Annotated in this window: 15 protein-coding genes; 3 read left to right on the top strand and 12 right to left on the bottom strand. The window is 69.4% G+C overall.

Annotated elements, in window-relative coordinates; all coding sequences use genetic code 11:
- Positions 1–41: 41 nt before the first annotated feature.
- The 5 genes from IT355_06780 to IT355_06800 form a co-directional block, all read right to left on the bottom strand.
- Complete coding sequence (locus IT355_06780) at positions 42–1,664, bottom strand: ABC-F family ATP-binding cassette domain-containing protein (GenBank protein MCC7052957.1); 1,623 nt, start codon at positions 1,662–1,664, stop codon at positions 42–44.
- 177 nt (positions 1,665–1,841) lie between these two features.
- Positions 1,842–2,249 (bottom strand): NAD(+)--rifampin ADP-ribosyltransferase, encoded by a 408-nt coding sequence (arr, locus tag IT355_06785; GenBank protein ID MCC7052958.1) that lies wholly within the window; start codon positions 2,247–2,249, stop codon positions 1,842–1,844.
- A 171-nt stretch (positions 2,250–2,420) separates the two neighbouring features.
- Positions 2,421–4,325 carry a hypothetical protein gene (locus IT355_06790; protein MCC7052959.1) on the bottom strand — a complete coding sequence of 635 codons (1,905 nt, stop codon included), beginning with the start codon at positions 4,323–4,325 and terminating at the stop codon, positions 2,421–2,423.
- Positions 4,326–4,612: 287 nt separating this feature from the next.
- The gene (locus IT355_06795; GenBank protein ID MCC7052960.1) at positions 4,613–4,981 is read right to left on the bottom strand and encodes a DUF2200 domain-containing protein; all 369 of its coding nucleotides are present in this window, start codon (positions 4,979–4,981) and stop codon (positions 4,613–4,615) included.
- Between the two features lie 82 nt (positions 4,982–5,063).
- Positions 5,064–6,449, bottom strand: a complete 1,386-nt coding sequence (locus tag IT355_06800) for a beta-lactamase family protein (protein ID MCC7052961.1) — start codon at positions 6,447–6,449, stop codon at positions 5,064–5,066.
- Between the two features lie 389 nt (positions 6,450–6,838).
- Between IT355_06800 and IT355_06805 the strand changes: the two genes are divergently transcribed.
- Positions 6,839–7,537 (top strand): DUF3047 domain-containing protein, encoded by a 699-nt coding sequence (locus IT355_06805; GenBank protein ID MCC7052962.1) that lies wholly within the window; start codon positions 6,839–6,841, stop codon positions 7,535–7,537.
- Positions 7,538–7,593: 56 nt separating this feature from the next.
- Here the strand turns inward: IT355_06805 and IT355_06810 are convergent, their stop codons facing one another.
- Both IT355_06810 and IT355_06815 read right to left on the bottom strand, forming a co-directional pair.
- Complete coding sequence (locus IT355_06810) at positions 7,594–8,985, bottom strand: alpha/beta hydrolase (GenBank protein MCC7052963.1); 1,392 nt, start codon at positions 8,983–8,985, stop codon at positions 7,594–7,596.
- Positions 8,985–9,533: an ankyrin repeat domain-containing protein gene (locus IT355_06815; protein ID MCC7052964.1), complete on the bottom strand. Its 549-nt coding sequence runs from the start codon at positions 9,531–9,533 to the stop codon at positions 8,985–8,987. The genes IT355_06810 and IT355_06815 overlap by 1 nt, the downstream gene beginning before the upstream one ends.
- 307 nt (positions 9,534–9,840) lie before the next feature.
- Here IT355_06815 and IT355_06820 point away from each other — a divergent pair, with 307 nt between their 5' ends.
- Positions 9,841–10,368, top strand: coding sequence for a hypothetical protein (locus tag IT355_06820; protein MCC7052965.1), 528 nt, complete (start codon positions 9,841–9,843; stop codon positions 10,366–10,368).
- 26 nt (positions 10,369–10,394) lie between these two features.
- Here the strand turns inward: IT355_06820 and IT355_06825 are convergent, their stop codons facing one another.
- Complete coding sequence (locus IT355_06825; GenBank protein ID MCC7052966.1) at positions 10,395–10,889, bottom strand: DinB family protein; 495 nt, start codon at positions 10,887–10,889, stop codon at positions 10,395–10,397.
- 411 nt (positions 10,890–11,300) lie between these two features.
- Between IT355_06825 and IT355_06830 the strand changes: the two genes are divergently transcribed.
- Positions 11,301–12,029 (top strand): DUF4386 domain-containing protein, encoded by a 729-nt coding sequence (locus IT355_06830; GenBank protein MCC7052967.1) that lies wholly within the window; start codon positions 11,301–11,303, stop codon positions 12,027–12,029.
- A 346-nt stretch (positions 12,030–12,375) separates the two neighbouring features.
- Here IT355_06830 and IT355_06835 read toward each other — a convergent pair whose 3' ends face one another.
- From IT355_06835 to IT355_06850, 4 genes are all read right to left on the bottom strand, one after another.
- A complete protein-coding gene (locus IT355_06835; GenBank protein ID MCC7052968.1) occupies positions 12,376–14,541 on the bottom strand; it encodes a S9 family peptidase in 2,166 nt (721 codons plus the stop codon).
- Positions 14,542–14,839: 298 nt separating this feature from the next.
- Positions 14,840–15,142 (bottom strand): HigA family addiction module antidote protein, encoded by a 303-nt coding sequence (locus tag IT355_06840; GenBank protein MCC7052969.1) that lies wholly within the window; start codon positions 15,140–15,142, stop codon positions 14,840–14,842.
- A gap of 9 nt (positions 15,143–15,151) precedes the next feature.
- Positions 15,152–15,436 (bottom strand): type II toxin-antitoxin system RelE/ParE family toxin, encoded by a 285-nt coding sequence (locus tag IT355_06845; protein MCC7052970.1) that lies wholly within the window; start codon positions 15,434–15,436, stop codon positions 15,152–15,154.
- 146 nt (positions 15,437–15,582) lie between these two features.
- Positions 15,583–16,473, bottom strand: coding sequence for a LysR family transcriptional regulator (locus tag IT355_06850; protein ID MCC7052971.1), 891 nt, complete (start codon positions 16,471–16,473; stop codon positions 15,583–15,585).
- Between the last annotated feature and the right edge of the window lie 79 nt (positions 16,474–16,552).

The raw sequence follows: 16,552 nt of genomic DNA on the forward strand, positions 1-16,552 counted from the left end.
CATGTCCACCTGGGGCGCAGCCTGTCGCCCACCCGGCGGCACTACCGCTTCGCCGCCCCCTTCCGCGCCCGGTCGGCCTCCCACTCCTCGAACGGCCCGTCGAAGTCCACCAGCCGGTTCCCGTCGAACGACCACACCCGCGTCGCCACCTGCCGCAGGAACGCCCGGTCGTGGCTCACCAGCAGCACGGTCCCCTCGTACTCGTCGAGGGCGTCCTCCAGCACCTCGATGTTTTCGACGTCGAGATGGTTGGTGGGTTCGTCGAGCACCAGCAGGTTGGCCCGCGCCAGCGTCATCAGCGCCAGCGCCATGCGTGCCCGCTCGCCGCCGCTCAGCGTGTGGATCTCGCGGAACACCTCGTCGCCGCTGAACCCGAACGCGCCAAGATGGTTCTGCACGGCGCCGCGGCTCCAGGTGGGTCGCTGCTCCTGGATCGCATCCGCAAGCGACTTCCGCAGTGGCAGGTCGGACAGGTCCTGCCGGAACCACGCCGGCGTGATCGAGCCGCCCACGCGGACCTCACCACCCGCCGGCTCGCGATCGCCGAGGAGCGTGGAGATGAACGACGACTTGCCGGCTCCGTTCGGCCCGACCAGTGCCACGAAGTCGTTGCGGCGGAGCACGGCGGTGAAGTCGTCCACCAGCACGCGTCCCGGCACCTCCACGCGAAGCGCCTTCATCGTCGACACCTGGTCGCCACCGCGGTCCGCCACGTCGAAGCGCAACGACATCGCCGACGGGTCACCGGGCGGCGGCGCAAGGCGCGGCAGTCGCTCGAGCCGCTTGCGCTTGCCCTTCGCCTGGAACGAGTTCACGCCCGCCAGGTTCCGGCGGATGTACTCCTCCTCCTTCTTCACGTACGCGCGCTGCTTCTCCAGCTCGCGCTCGCGCGTGAGCCGTCGCTCCGCACGCTGCGGCACGAACTGGCTGTAGTTCCCCTTGTAGCTCTCGCTCGTCTTCGCCTCGACGTGCAGGATGTTGGTGCACACCGCGTCCATGAACGCGCGGTCGTGCGACACGACGATCACCGTCTCCGCCGCCTCGCCCAGCCACTCCTGCAGCCAGGTGGTGGTGTCGAGATCGAGGTGGTTGGTGGGCTCGTCGAGCAGCAGCAGGTCGGCCGGTGCGATGAGCTGCGCCGCGAGGCCCACGCGCCCGCGTTCACCACCGGACAGGGTGGACACGAGCCGCACCTTCGACTCCTCGGCATCGAATCCAAGCCCCTGCAGCACCGCGTCCACTCGCGCGTGGTATTCGTATCCACCGAGGTCCGCGAAGCGCTCCTGCTCGCGCCCGAACCGGTCGAGGAACTCGTCGGTGACCTTCTCACCCATCTCGCCAAGCTGCATCGCCAGGTCGGCGATCTTCTTCTCGAGGTCCACCACTTCACGCCAGGCGGCCGCTCCCGCCTCCCATACCGTGGTCGCCCCCTCGAAGGCGCGGTGCTGGTCGAGCAGCGCATGACGCAGGCCCGGCTTGCGCGCGACGCTCCCCACCGTGGGCTCGTACTCGCCGGTGATGATCTTGAAGATCGACGACTTGCCGGCGCCGTTGCGCCCGATGATGCCCCACCGCTCACCCTCGGCGACGGTGAAGGTGATGTTCTTGAAGAGTTCAGTCGCGCCGAAAGACAGGCCGACGTTCGAGACGGAGAGAAGGGTCACGCGGAGTTGGAAGGGGGCCGGTCAGCCGGCCGGAGAGCGCGGCATCGAAGCGGTGGAGAATACCGGATCCCGGGTGCGGGGACCATGTCGCGTGCACAGATCGCGAGGCCCGGCGAGCCACTGCGCTCCGGAACGGGCACCGACGGTTGTCCGCGCCGGTGCGAAGTCCCGCAGCGCTCAGTCGTCGATCGGCTCCTTTCCCGCGATGCCCTCCTGCATCGCCTGGATCTCCTCCGGCGTGTGGCCCTCCCACGCCAGCAGCTCTTCGACCACCCGCAACGGGTCGCGCGACCGGTACGACTTCGTGGGATTGCCGGGAAACTTCCGGTCCGTGAGGTTGGGGTCGTCGACGTAGGCACCGGTGGGTTCGACCACGTAGATGCGACCGCGTCCCTCACCCCGCGCCAGCTCCGCGCCCCACGTCGCGGCGCCGAGGGTTGCGCTGAAGTACGCCCACGGCGAGCGTCGCTCCGTGTAGTTGGAGGCGTAGCCGGGGTGAATCAGGTCACCGGGCGCCAGGTCGGCGCGGGTACCGTGGAAGAACCGTGTGCTCGGCGCGTCAGGTGCGGGCGGAGTGGACATCATGTGGTCAGCATCCCGGCCATCGATGTGAAAACCGGTGACAGTGCACTCATTGCGCGGAAAAACCGGTGACAGTGCACCCATCGCGCGACCTGGAACCGCCGTCATCGACTCAGCGGATCGAGTGCACTGTCACTGAATTGTTGTCACTGAATTGTGGTCGCCGGATCATCGTCACCACCCGCCGCCGCCACCTCCGCCGGAGCTGCCGCCGCCACTGCTGCTGCTGCCTCCCCCGCTCGAGCTGCTCGGTGCGGACACGCCACTCGACATCGCGCCCACCGCCGACCCGAAGGCCACCGTCGCGCCCGCGCCGCTGAAGCCGCCGCCGCCGCCGAAGCCGCCGAACGACCCACCACCCGACCCGCCGCCCGACGCGCCCGAGCCCTGACTGGCGACGCCGATGCCGCTGCCAGAACGGTCCGCGTCCTGGCCACCGAAGGCCCGGAACCACTTGTCGACGTGTCGCCCGAGCCCGAACGCGAGCAGGTAGGGGTACCAGCGGTCGTCCAGGGCAGGCGCGGGCTTCCGCAGCTCGACCCGGCAATACTCCCGCGCCGAGGCGAGCGTCTTGCGGAGCAGCAGCCGCTCGCGCGTGACGAGCGAGCGCGCGCCGTTGAACACGGAGCGCCAGGCGGCGACCAGCAGCACAGCCAACCCCACGGATGCGACGAGGCCGAGCATCCCGAATCCCGTCGCGAGGCCCCAGCAGAGCGCGCCGGTGAGGAGCGCCAGCGGGAGCAGGACGCGCACAAGGTGCCGCCCGGGGCGGACCACGCGCCGTCGCCAGAACGCGGCCTGCAGACGCGCGAAGAGGAAGCCGGGCACACCCGCGAGTGCGAGCGTCAGCAGCGCCAGCACGGCGTCGGCCTGCCGCGTGACGATCGTCAGCAGGATCAGCACGACACCCGTCAGGCACATCGCCAGCGTGAGTGGCCACCGTCGCGGCTGCGCGGCCGTCGTCGTCGCCATCCCGGACATGTGCGTGAACTGCTCCTCCAGCGGCCGGCGGATGATGGAGGACGGATCGAAGCCCTTGCTCTTGTAGCGCTCCCGGATGTCGTCGGTGCTGGTGGTCGTCTCATCCGGCCGGAAGAAGGCATCCACCAGTGACCGTTCGTATCCCTGGAGCGCGCCGCGGGGCACCAGCAGCTCGAGATGTAGCACGTGGCGCGCCGTCCAGCGCCCGCCCGACGATTCGACCCGGCTCCCCAGCTTCTTCTCGGTTACGAGTCGCGCCAGGACGGCCGAGACCTCAGCCGGTCCCACCTGCTCATCCCAGATGTAGCCCACGAGTTCCGGTCGGTACGGGAGGACGTGTGTCTCGAGCCAGGCCCGGTCGATGCTGCCCAGTGGCGTGAGCGGCACGAACCGACCGGCCGCCACCTCGGCTCGCACGAGCTGTGTGGTCATCACGACGATCACGAGCAGCACGGCCGCCGCGAGCCCGAGCCGCAGCGGGAGTGCCGGGCTTCGACGCACCGCCGAGGGGAGGCCGGCCGCGCGCCAGGCAAGCGGGATGTTCACGACGTATGCGACGCCCGGCTGGAGCACGGGCTGCCGGAAGGTGCCGGTGAATCCGTCGGGCGTGCGCCAGGCCGGGTCGACGCGCAGTGTGAGGTCGAAGTTCGCGATCGTGCCTGCCCGGTCGCGAAAGGCGAACTCGTGGTCGAGCCGGTAGCGTGACCCTTCGGAGACGAGGATGTCCGCGTATTCGTACTCGAGCACATACGTGATCTTCGTGTTCAGGAACGGCGGGTCGCCGGGCAGCCGGCTGCGCCAGCGGAGTGTCCGGCCCCCGGTCATCTCGTAGCCGTCGACGTCGTCGAGCGCCCCCTCGCGCATCGGCACCTCGGCGCCGGTGAGGCTGTCCACGCGCAGGATGCGCCGGAAGGCGAAGCGCTGCCCCTGCCGCAGGTCGAAGCGTCGCTCGCCGCCGTTCCAGTCTCCGGTGAAGAGCATCTCCTGCCGTTCGCGGACGAACAGGGTCCCGGTGCTGTCGAGCCGGGCCTCGACGGAGAAGGCGGTCCAGTCCAGGCTCTTCGCCGCCTGGGGAGACGCCGGGGCGGCGGCCAGCACGAACGCGGCCGCGAGCGCCGCGGCGCGCCGGCAGAGGGCCGCCAGAAATCCGGTGACAGCCAGAAATCCGGTGACAGTGCACCAATTCTCTAAGAATGAGTGCACTGTCACCACATTTCCGCCGAGTGCACTGTCACCACATTTCCGCCGAGATATGAGCGCACTGTCACCGTATCACCTGTCACCGTATTACCTCGAGATATGAGTGCACTGTCACCACATTTCCTGTCACCACATTTCCGTTGTCACCACATTTCCGTGTCACCACATTTCCGCTGAGTGCACTGTCACCGTATTTCCCGGGGTTGCCCGCGCAGGATCTTCTCCATCACCCTGCCGCGGGCGAGTTCGTCGATGAGCTTGTCCAGCTGCCGGATGCGGCGCATCAGCGGGTCCTCCACCGCCTCCACGCGCACGCCGCATACGGCCCCCGTGATCAGGGCGCTGTTGGGATGCATCGCCGGCGCCTGCTCGAAGAAGGCCCTGAAGTCGGTGCGGCGCTCGAGCTGGTCCCGCAGTCCGGCGTCGTCGTAGCCCGTGAGCCAGCAGATGATGCGATCGACCTCGGCTTTCGTGCGGCCCTTTCGCTCCGCCTTGTTCACGTACGCCGGGTAGACCGACGCGAAGGGCATCGAGAAGATCCGGTGTTCGGCCATGGGACGCCTCCTGGACAGGTGTGCAGCGAGTGAGGGTACCGCCCGCCGGACGTTCGAGGCAGCGCGGGAAGTCGCGGCCCGCCTACTTCCGCGCGAACGAGCGCAGTCCCTGGTGCAGGTACACCGGCTGTCCTGCGGCGTCGCGCACGATCGTGAAGACGCGCACCTGACCTCCGGGCGCGGTGACCTGGAGCTTCTCGGAGCCCACGAGCCGGGCGGGGAGCGCCGTGGTGCCCTGCACGAACACGAGTGCCCCATCGCGCTCGGCGAGAGCCACCGACACCGCTCCCATGGCGTACGTGCCGGCGAGCTGCTGCCGTTCCACCGCCGTCGCCTCGCGCGCCGGCGCGGACGGGGGCGCAGGCGGCGGCGCGATCCCCGCCACGCGCGATGCGACGGCATCGATCACCCCGTTCATCGGCGCACCGCCGCGGTTGTCCACCAGCACCACCGACAGCCTGCGATCGGGGAACATGACGACCTGTGCATCGAAGCCCGTGATCGCACCGCCATGCTGCCAGACGCGCTCACGCCCGCGCGTCCCGATCACCAGGCCGTAGCCGTACTTCGAGGTCGGGTCGGCGGGCATCACCTGATACCCGGTTGTCATGCGCCGCACGGCGGCCGTGTCGAGCACACGCGCACCATCGAGCATCCCGCCATCCATCAGCATGCGCGTGAACTGCGCCACCTCGGCCGCGCTGGCCATGAGGAAGCCGGCCGCCCATTGCGCCGTGTTCTCGGTGTAGGGCCGCACCACCGTCGGCGCACCGTTCCCGGAGGCCAGGTGCCCCTGCGAGAAGTCACGTGTCATCGCCTCCAGCGGGCGGAACGTGGCGTGTGGCATGTTCGCCTTCTTCAGCACCAGTCGGTCCACCAGCGCGGCGTAGCGCGCCTTCCCCGCCACCTCGGCCACGTACCCCGCCATGGAGAAGGCGGGATTCGAGTACGAGAGCACGCGACCCGGCTCGGTGAAGAGGAGCGTGTCCGTCACGACGCGGAACACTTCGCCCAGGGCACCCTCGCCCATCCGGCCGTACGCGACGGCGTTGTCGAGCCAGCCGGCCGAGTGCGTCAGCAGCTGGTGCGTGCTGACCATGCCCACGCGCTTGCCGGTGAGTTCCGGTACGTAGGCCTGGATCGGCGCCATGAGGTCGACTGTCCCCTCGGCCGCCAGCTGCGAGAGCGTGGCCGCCGTGAACATCTTCGTCACCGAGCCGACGCGAAACAGCGTCCGTGTGGTGACGGGGCGTCGCGTCTCGGCGTCGGCCACTCCGTACACTCCCGCATAGGCGAGCTGTCCGTCCACCACCACGGCGAGTTGCGCGCCGGGCGTCCCGGTCCGCGCCATCTCGCGCTGCACCAGCGAGTCGATCGAGGCCGCCCAGTCTGGCCGGGTCGAGGACGGCTGTGCGATCGCGAGCGCGGGAACGGTCAGCGCCAGGCAGAGGGAGCGAAACGTGGTCATCGTGGCGCGTGGTGAGAGGGCGGACGCGGGCTCCTGCGGCAAAGGTATGCGTCGAGCCGTACGATGTGCCCCAGCGCGTGTTTCGCGCCACCGCCACGACTTGTGTCCACTGCCGCCCGCCCGTACCCGTGCGGCAGTCGCGCCCGACCTCGTACGCATACGCGGATGCGCACGATGCGTGATCACGGCAATCGTCCGGCTCGGTATCCGGGGAGTTGACGTCGCGCGTCGCGCATTGCCATCACGCTGGGAATGACAACGTCCCGCAACCGCGGGTGAGCCGGTCCGAGCGGACGTCGTGTGATGGTGCACAGGGGGACATTCCGGGAACCTCGCGCTGCGGTGGCGCATAGCTCACCGGCTGCCTTCACCCGTTTCTGTGACCACCCGTGATCCCACTGTTCACACCTCCCTGGATCGCCGTCGCCCTGACGCTGCTGGCCGGCGCCGCCGACACTGGCCGCGTCCCTCGCGGGTGTCAGCACGCGCTGCTGACCTTTGCCGACGATGGGTTGCCGCGTGCGCTCCCTTCGGGATGGGCCGTCCGTGCAGTCCGTGGGTTCAGGGAGCCGCTCAGCGAGGTGGTCGATTCCGGTGGTCTCCGATTCCTTCGCCTGTCGGGGACCGGCCGCGCGGCGTTCTTCGTGCGCAGGCTCGAGACGCCGTTGCGATCGACCTCCGGCCGCCTGGGCTGGACCTGGCGCGTGCCGGTGACGCCCGTTGGTGCGTCCGCCGCGTCCCCCGCGACCGATGATGCGTCCCTGCGCGTCTTCGTCGTCTTCGAGCGGCACGCCACCTTCGCCCGCGCGCCGCGCGCGCTGTTCTACACCCTCGGCGACGGAGACCCCGCACAGCGCACCGCAGGGCGCGGGGCGGTACAGTCGATCAATGCCGGTCGTCCCCTGGCGGCGCGACACTGGGTCGATGTCCTGGTCGATCCCGTACGTGACTACGAGCGCATCTGGCGCGCCGCGGCGCCGGCGATCGTCGCGGTCGGGGTGATGCAGGACACCGACCAGACGGGAAGCGCCGCGGTCGGCGACATGCGTCGCCTCGAATGGACGGACGATGCGACACAGTGCCGGTAGTCCGCTTCGCCTGCTCGTGCCGCACTGCGTCGTGCTGCAGTGGAGCACGTCGCCCTTCAGCGGTTGATCACACCGATCCCCTTCAGCCATGCCGCTGCCAGGTCCGGCCACCCCGACGCCGACAGCCCAGTCTGTCGCAGCCCGAACGCGTGTCCGCCCGTCGCAAAGATGTGGATCTGCGCCGGCACACGCGCGCGGCGCAAGGCGTCCGCGTAGAGGAGCGAATTCTCCACCGGGTTCATGTCGTCGTCACGGGCGTGGACGAGGAACGTCGGCGGCGTCCGGTCGGTGACGCGGATGCCTGGATTCGGCCTGAAGTTGCTGTGCCGGTACGCCATCCGCCCGGGATAGAGGACCAGCGCGAAGTCCGGTCGCGAGCTCACGCTGTCGGCGGCATCCACCGGCGGGTACGTGTGCGAGAATCGCGTGCTGCTCATGATGGCCATGTGCGCGCCGGCCGAGAAACCCAGCACGCCGATGCGGCGGGGATCGATCGCCCATTCGCGGGCGCGTGATCGCACGAGGCGCATGGCCCGCTGCGCGTCCTGGTGCGCCTGCGGGCACTCGCGGTAGGCACCCACGTGCGCACACGGCACCCGGTACTTGAGCAGTACGCAGGTCACGCCGTGTGTGGTCAGCCAGTCACACACTTCCGTGCCTTCGATGTCCATGGCGAGCACGTTGAAGCCACCGCCCGGGTACACGATGACGGCCGCGCCTGTGGTGCGAGCCGTCGGCGTGTAGAGCGTGATCGTCGGCCGGGTGACGTTCTCGATGTACGAGTACGGCTTGCCGCCGACGAGGTTCTCCACGCCCGTCCGGGCATCGACGGCGACGTGCACAGCCTCGCCGCCGACGCCGGGTCGTGCGTTTGGCGGGGTGCCTGGCCAGAGGGGGATCTGCGTGTGGCCCGCGACCGGTTGCCAGCCCGGTTGCGCGATGACGTGGCTGGGCGAGCTGGTGCACAGCGCGAGGGCGAGCAGCATCGCACCGGTGCGAGGGAATCGATCAGGCACATCGGGACGTGACCGGGAGTCGGGAGGCACCTGCCGTTGCCTCGCATCTGCACGCCGCGCCAGCGCCAGCGAGCCCGCGGCGAGACTCGCGCTCCCGATCATCAGTGCGGGCCCGAAGAGCAGGAACTCCTTCACCACGTCCCCGCCCCGGTATGCGGCGCCGGCGGTGATGACGCTGGCGATCGCGAACCCACCCAGGGCGCCCCAGCCGGCGAAGCGCGGCAGCGACAGTCGCGACGCACCACGACGGCTCGACAGCACGAGGATGGCCGAAAACGCGATGCCTGCGATGAAACCGAGCGGGGCGAAGGCGAGCGGGAGCGGCAGATCCGAGTTCACGCCAGGCAGGCGCGCGATGACGAAGCCGATGGCGGATCCGGCGGCGGCCCAGGTGAGGCTGACGCTCAGTGCAGCACGGAAGCGTCGCCACATCACGCGACGCGTGCCCCGAACGACGCGAGCAACGCATCGACGGCTGGATCTCCGCAGGGATACTCGGCCTCCCGGACTTCCGCGCCAGCCTCCAGCAGCGACTGGATGACGGCCATGTGCCCTGGCTTCGTCTCGTGGACTGCAGCCCACACGGCGGCCCCCAGCACGGTGCCTCCGTATGCGTTCCGCGCCTCGAGCGCGGCGCCCGCACCGATCAGCACCAGGACCACCGCGGTTTGTCCGCGGTTCGCCGCCCAGTGCATGGCGTTGAGCCCCGTGCTGCGTCCGCCGTCGGGCGGCACACCAGCACCGATGAGATACTCGACGGTTTCGACCGCACCAACGAACGCGGCGCAGGTGAGTGCTTCCGCGAGTGCTGCCGCGTGGCCAGCGAAGCACCCGTCGCGGTACAACTGCACCATGCGGGAGTCCGTGTGTCCAGCCGACGTCACGACGGGCGCGAGGATCGTGAAGCTGCCCTCGCGCAGGTGACCCAGCACGACGTCGCAGCCGACATCAGCGTCAGGCGGGAACGGGAGTTGGTTCACTCAGGATCCTGTACGGCGGCCCGGGCGCGCCCATCGGCGACGCAGTGCGGCCCACCCGCCGAGCACGGCGAGCGCCCCGTCAGCAGGACGGTGGCAAGGGTGTGCGCCAGTGCGAAGGTGATGACGAATCGGGCTCTGCGCTGCATGCTGGGTGCGGTCGTGCGTGTCGGCGTGTGGAACCGGGACGAAACAGGTCGCGGCGGGTGACGTTCAGCGGACGATACCCCGCGCCCCATCGCGCTGGCAGCCCCGGGCGTGGCGGGCGACGCGTCGATACGTTTCCGGGAACTCAGCGAATGATGCACCCGTGATACGATCCGAGGATGTCGTAGAGCTCTATCAGCACCTGGACCGGCTTGGCGTCGCCATCTGGATCGACGGAGGCTGGGCGGTCGACGCAGTGGTCGGGCGCCAGACACGCGCGCATGACGACCTCGACATCGCCGTCGAAGCCACGTCGCTTGCCGCGCTGCGACGATTCCTGGAGCAGCGCTCGTTCCGCGACGTCCCCACCGACGACGCCTCGCCGTGGAACTTCGTGCTTGCCGATCCGGAGGGACGACGGATCGACGTGCACGCCGTGGTCCTCAGCGAACGTGACGGCGTGTGGGGCGATCCGCTCGATGGGATCGCGTACCCGGCCGGCTCCCTGACGGGCCGAGGCGACATCGCTGGCACGTCCGTCCGCTGCGTGTGCGCGGACGCGTTGCTGCGGTTCAAGACCAGTTACCCGCCGCGTCCGATCGACCGGGAGGACGTCGCCGAGTTGTGCGCGCTGCTGGACCGTCCGGTGCCTGAGACGCACAGCCTGGGCGGCTCGGGCGTCGGCGAGTGATCGCCAGCAGGTCGGTGGCTGACGCCTCATCGGGCGACGGTGCGCCGGAGCTGGTCCAGGTGATGTACTTCATGATCAGCGATGCGCCTCGCGTAGGTGAGCACGGTCGCGTCGCGCCCCGATGTCGTTCCCGTGACTGTCGCGCGACGAGACCAGCCGGCCGCGTCGAGGAGCCGCACGCGGTCGAGCAGTCTGGCTCGCGCCTCAGAGAACTCTCGCAGTGAGACCCGGAAGCCCTGATCGAGATAGTCCGTCTTCCTGATCCACGTGCGGGGTGACACATGCCGGATCGTCGGGTGGTCTTCCGTGATCATCCGGTCGATGCAGCGCCCCCACACCGCCGCGCAGGCCCGCAGGTGCGCCACGATGTCGCGGGCCGACCACTCACCCGCCGCCGGCTGACGCAGAAGCTGCCGATCATCATGCCCACGGACGATCCGGGCGATCTGTGTCGGCGTACTGGCCAGCGTCTCCAGTACCAGCTCGATTTCGGGCGGAGTGTGCGCTGCGGGCGGTGTCATCGCCATGCTCCTTGCGGGACCGCCGGGTCTGGCCAGGACCGCTGCAGTGTGCTGCAATGCAGACTCCAGAAACGACTCGTGCGCGCCAGCCTGATCACAGTAGCTCCGTGGCCGTGGCGTCAGCAACCCGTGCTGGAGGGAGGACGGCTGTGCGGATCATGCTCGCCCGTGGCGCGTGACGCACGGCAATCGCGAGAGGCGCGCGGCAGCCGGTTGTGGCTGACGACAGCTACGGACCCGGCTCGTGTGACCCAACTACCCGAGCTTCGACGCGTCATCGATCAGCGCCAGCGCGAGCAGCGACAGGGACGTCCACGCGCCGATCGCGAAACTGCGCTGCGGCGCGCACCGTACGCCCTGCCAGCCCTCGCTCGCTCCCCCGACCGCCCAGCAACTTCCTGGTGCCCACGCATGCCCCACGCAGAGACCGTCCCGCCAGACACCATCGCGGCGATCCGCCGCACCGCACGGCTCACGGGACTGTGCTATCTCGGCCTCGCCGTCACGGGAGTGTTCGGGTTCCTCCTGATTCGCGCACGGCTGTACGTTGCCGCTGATGCCGCAGCCACCCTGGCCAACCTCTCGACGCACACCGTACTGGCGCGCGCGGGCATCGGGATGGAGATGGGCATCGTCCTCGCGCAGTCGCTGGCGGCTGTGTGGTTCTACAGGCTTTTCCGCAGCATTGACACGTTCGCCGCCGGAACACTCGCCGCGTTCGGACTTATCAACGCGATCGCGATCCTCGGCAGCGCTGCCCTGCTCGCGAGCGCTCTTGCTGTCGCCGGCAACGCCACGCTCGCGGCGGGTGGTGATGCGGCCGCCACGGTGCAGCTGCTCTACGTGGTGAGCGGGAATCTTTGGGGTGTCGGCGCGATCTTCTTCGGGCTGTGGCTCATCCCGATGGGCTGGCTCGTGCTCCACTCCGGATGGATGCCGCGCGCACTCGGCCACGTGCTCATGGTGGGCGGTGTCGGATACGTGCTCAATGCATTCGTCGGCCAGACGGTCCCGGGGATCGGTGCGGTCGCTGATGCGCTCACGATTCCGGCCTCGGTCGGCGAGTTCTGGATGATCGGGTATCTGCTGTGGTTCGGGGTGCGCGAGCGGCCGTCAGGCCGGGCGGACGGCCGCAACTGACGGCGAAGCCAGGCATGGTGCCGGACGTCGGCGGCGGAGTATGTCATCGCCACATGCACGAGCTCCGCCGCCATCGCGCTGGTGATGCCACGCCCCTCCTCGCCTGGGAACGCGAAGTACGCGAGTTCCCCGCGACCGGACGCATCCGGTCCGCTCTTGAATCCGCACGTGCCGACCACGCGGTGCGACGTGCCTTCCAGCGCGAGGTACCCAAACCACGGCACGGAGACTGGAGCAGCCGCCAGCATGGCAGCCGTGGCCGAAGCGATGGCGACCGTCGTCGAATCGTGGGGCGCACGAGTTGTCGTGTGCTGCCGTCGCGTGTCCGGGATGGAGGGGCATCATGCTACGGCACCCGCGCCGGCGCGCCCCGCAGCGTCCGCACCAGGAACTCCGCCGCCGCCTCGTACACCCTTACCGAGTTTGCATGTCGCATCCAGTGATGCGTGTCGTCCACGATCACCAGCTCCTCGAACGGCACCCGCTGCGCCGTCAGCCGCTGTACCAGGTCCGTCGTCTGGCTGAAGCGCACGTTGCGATCGTCGTCGCCATGGATCAGCAGCACAGGTGACTTCCACGTCGACACGGAACTCACCGGCGACGACGTCCACGCCACCTTCGCGGCCTCCGCGCGCGCGGCCGGGTCCACCTGCACGTTGTTGAGCGCGGCCGCCAGCGCCGTGCCCGCGCCGGAGCCCGGCACCGTCATGTCGTGCACACCATGCAGGTCCACACCCGCTGCGAAGAGGTCGCTGTCGCGACCCAGCGCCAGCGCCGTGAGGTAGCCGCCATACGAGCCGCCGTAGATGCCGATGCGCGCCCCATCGACATCCGCACGCGCCTTCAGCCACTCGCCCGCCGCCTTCACGTCGAGGTACTCACTCGCGCCCTGCGCACCCGCGTGCGGCGCGCGGTGAAACTCGTACCCGTAGCCGATGCCGAGCCGGTAGTTCACCGCGAGTACGACGAAGCCGCGGCTCGCGAGGTACTGGTTCATCGCATACGTGGCCGAGTAGTAGTCGCTGTAGTGCCAGCCCGTCAGCATCTGCCGTGGCGGACCACCGTGCACGAACACCACGGCCGGCTTGCGCGCGGGACCACCTGCCGGCATGAAGAGCTGGCCGTACACCTTCCCGCCATCGCTCGCGGTGAACGTCACCGAGGTCGGCGTCACCAGTTGCGCGGCCGGATACGACGCGATCGCCGCCTCGCCGAGTAGTCGCGCGCGCGGCTCGCCCGCACCACGCACCGCCACCTGCGGCGGGCGCTGCGCCGTGGCTGCGATGTACGCCAGCGTGCCACCGCCCGTCACGGTCGGCGTCCACTCGAGCCCTGTGCCCGGTGTCACCACCACGGGCGCCGCCGTGTCCACCGGCACGCGCACGAGGTGGCGGCGATCGATGTCACCCGGTGTGCGCCCCATGTTCCCGCAGAACCACACCGTCGAGCCGTCCGGGCTCACTGTGATGTACTCGGCCATGCCATCACCCGGCGTGAGCAGCAACGGTTGGCCGCCCGTGCTCGCGATGGAGTACAGGTGCGGCCAGCCATCCACGTACGACAGGAATACGATACGGTCGCGCGCCGCCCAGTGCAGGTTCACGCCGCCCTCGGTGCTGGGTGGCGAGCCGCGCAGCGTGAACGGCGCCCGCCATAACTCGGTCGCCGTGCCGCGCGCGACATCACCGATCCACAGCGCCCAGGCCTGCGGCTGCGCCTCCAGCATCGGGGCCGGCGCGCCACCCGCACCCGGGCGCCGCATGAATACCAGCCGGGTGCCATCCGGACTCCACTGCGGCCGCGCGTCACGCGACGTGCCCGGCGCGACCCACTGGATGGGGGTGTTCGCGTCGGCGTAGACGCCGATGAAGGCGTGGTCGCCGCGGTCCGACACGAACGCGAGCCGCGAGCCATCGGGGCTGAAGGTCGCGCTGCCGTTCGTGCCGCGCGCCGCGACGATGCGCTGCGCCGCCGACGAGCCGTCGATCGGCACCGACCACAGGTGGCGATCCTTCTCGAACACCACGACATCACCCTTCGGCGAGATCACCGGCGCATCACCGTCGCCGAGCAGGTGCGGCTCACCGCCGCGCGTGGACACGCTCCAGAGCTGCACCTTCGGTGGCAGCGGCATGCCGACTGGGTTGACGGGCAACGCGTCGTCCCAGTTGGAACCGTGGTCGCCGCCGCGCACGTACACCGCCCACGCGCCATCGCGCGAGAGGGCGACGCTCGTCAGCTCCTGGCCATCGTCCGCCGTGACGCTGGTGAGCTGCTGCGGCGCCCACGACGGGCCTGCGGCCGTGAACAGGTTGCGACGGCCGTTGTCATTCGAGGCCCACGCGATGCGGTCGGCGCCGGCCGCGGCAACGAGCTCGTTCGGGAACGGCGCACCGCGGATCGCCGCGTACGTCAGCGGCGCGGGGCGCGCCTGGGCGTGGAGGGCGTGCGGTGCGACGGCGAGCAGCAGGCAGGCGGCCTGCCGAGCGCGGAGGAAGACGAGGGGTGTCACGGGATGCCTCTCGAAAGGCTCGGCGATGAGGGAGCGACGGCGTGCCATCACCATGCGGCACGGTGCAGCGCACCGCAACGGCACCGCATCTTCAGGGATCGGTGCCGATCCCCAGCTAGCGCTGCGCCACCCAGCCGGCCATGCCGGTACGCGAGTACACATCGGGGCGCCGGTCGTGCACGACGGCGGCGATCAGATCGCTGCCAAGCTGAACGCGCGACCGCGCAAACGCTTCAACTGGCAGGCCCCGGAGAAGCGGTATGTCCCGCAGCGCCAGGCAGTGCACGTCAATGGTGACTCAGCTGGCGCGCGCGAAGATGCTCACTTCCGACCGCAGGCGCCCACCGAGGCGGTCCTGCTCGACTTCGAGATCATACCGACTCTGCAGGTTCAGCCAGAACTGCGGGGAGGTGCCGAAGTAGCGCCCCAGGCGCAGGGCCGTATCCGCGGTCACCGCCCGCGTGCCGTGCACAATCTCATTGATGCGGCGTGGGGCGACACTGATGTCGCGTGCGAGGCGATACTGCGACAGCCCAAAGGGCTCCAGGAAGTCCGCCAGCAGCACTTCGCCCGGGTGAATCGGTGTCAGCTTGGTAGCCATGGTCCGACCTCAGTCATGATAGTCCACGATTTCGACGCCCTGCGGTGCTCCTTCCTTCCAGCGGAAACAGACGCGCCACTGGTCATTCACGCGGATGCTGTACTGGCCTGCGCGATCTCCCTGCAGCTTCTCGAGGCGATTGCCTGGCGGCACGCGCAGTTCGTCCAGCGCTGTCACGGCATCGAGCTGGACGAGCTTCCGCAGCATCACACGGTGGAGTTCGGCAGGAAACCGCCGCACCCGGTCGCGCTGGAACAGGCGCTCCGTCTCGCGATCCGCGAAGCTCGTGATCATGGACGATAGTAACGCGTCACGGTAATACCGTCAAGCGTTACTAGTGGCCGGTGGTGCCAGCGGACGAGGATCGGGCTGGTCCACTCAGACCGCCACCAGCACGATATGCCGGACCGCTGACGGAGCGCGCACGCGCACCACCGCCATCACCCCCCACGCACCACCTCACCCACTCCCGCCACGAACTCCTCCGCCACCACCGATCGCCCCACCTCCTTTCTCCACACCGCCACGATCTCCCGCTGCAACACCTGGTCACTGAGCGGCAGATACGCACACCACGGCGTGTTGTACCGCACGGCCGCCATCGCCGGCACGATACTCACCCCCACCCCCGCCCCCACCAGCTCGAACACCGTCGCCAGCTGCGCACTGCGACACACCACCGGCTGGCGCACATGCCGGCTCGCACAGAACCCCTCGATCTGCTCCCCCAGGCAATGCGCCGGATCGAGCGTCACCGCCGGCGACTCGCGCAACTGCGCCAGCGTGATCCGCCCCGCACGCGCCGCCGCATGCGCACTCGGCACCGCCACCACCAGCGCATCCGTGCCGATCAGCTCCACATCCAGGTGCTCGAACGCGTACGGCACCGCCGCGATCACCACGTCCAGCGCACCGTCGAGCAGCAGCTTCGCCAGCACCGCGCTGTAGTCCTCGCGCAGCTCCACCCGCACACCGGGCCCATGTCGCGCCCGCAGGCGCTGCACCGCACCGGGCAGCACGTACGGCGCCACGGTCGGGATCGCGCCAACCCGCAGGGTGGCCGACACCGCCGCCTGCTCGCCACGCACCGCCACCTCGGTCTCGCGCACCGTGTCGAGAATCCGTCGCGCCCTCGGCACCAGCGCCGCCCCAGCCTCGGTCAGCGTCACCCCGCGCGCATGCCGCACGAAGAGGCGCGCACCAATCGACGCCTCGAGGCGCTGCACCTGCGCCGTGAGCGAGGGCTGCGACATGCCGAGCTGGCGCGCCGCCGCACTCAGGGTGCCGGCGTCCGCGACCTCGAGAAAGCTCCGGAGCAGGGTGGTGTCCATTACTTGAAGTATAGCCGCATCCTATGCCTCGCATTGGCATATCACCAATTGCCGGCTATGACTCGGCCGCCTACCCTCC

The sequence above is a fragment of the Gemmatimonadaceae bacterium genome, assembly GCA_020851035.1.
Taxonomy (GTDB): Bacteria; Gemmatimonadota; Gemmatimonadetes; order Gemmatimonadales; family Gemmatimonadaceae; genus JACMLX01.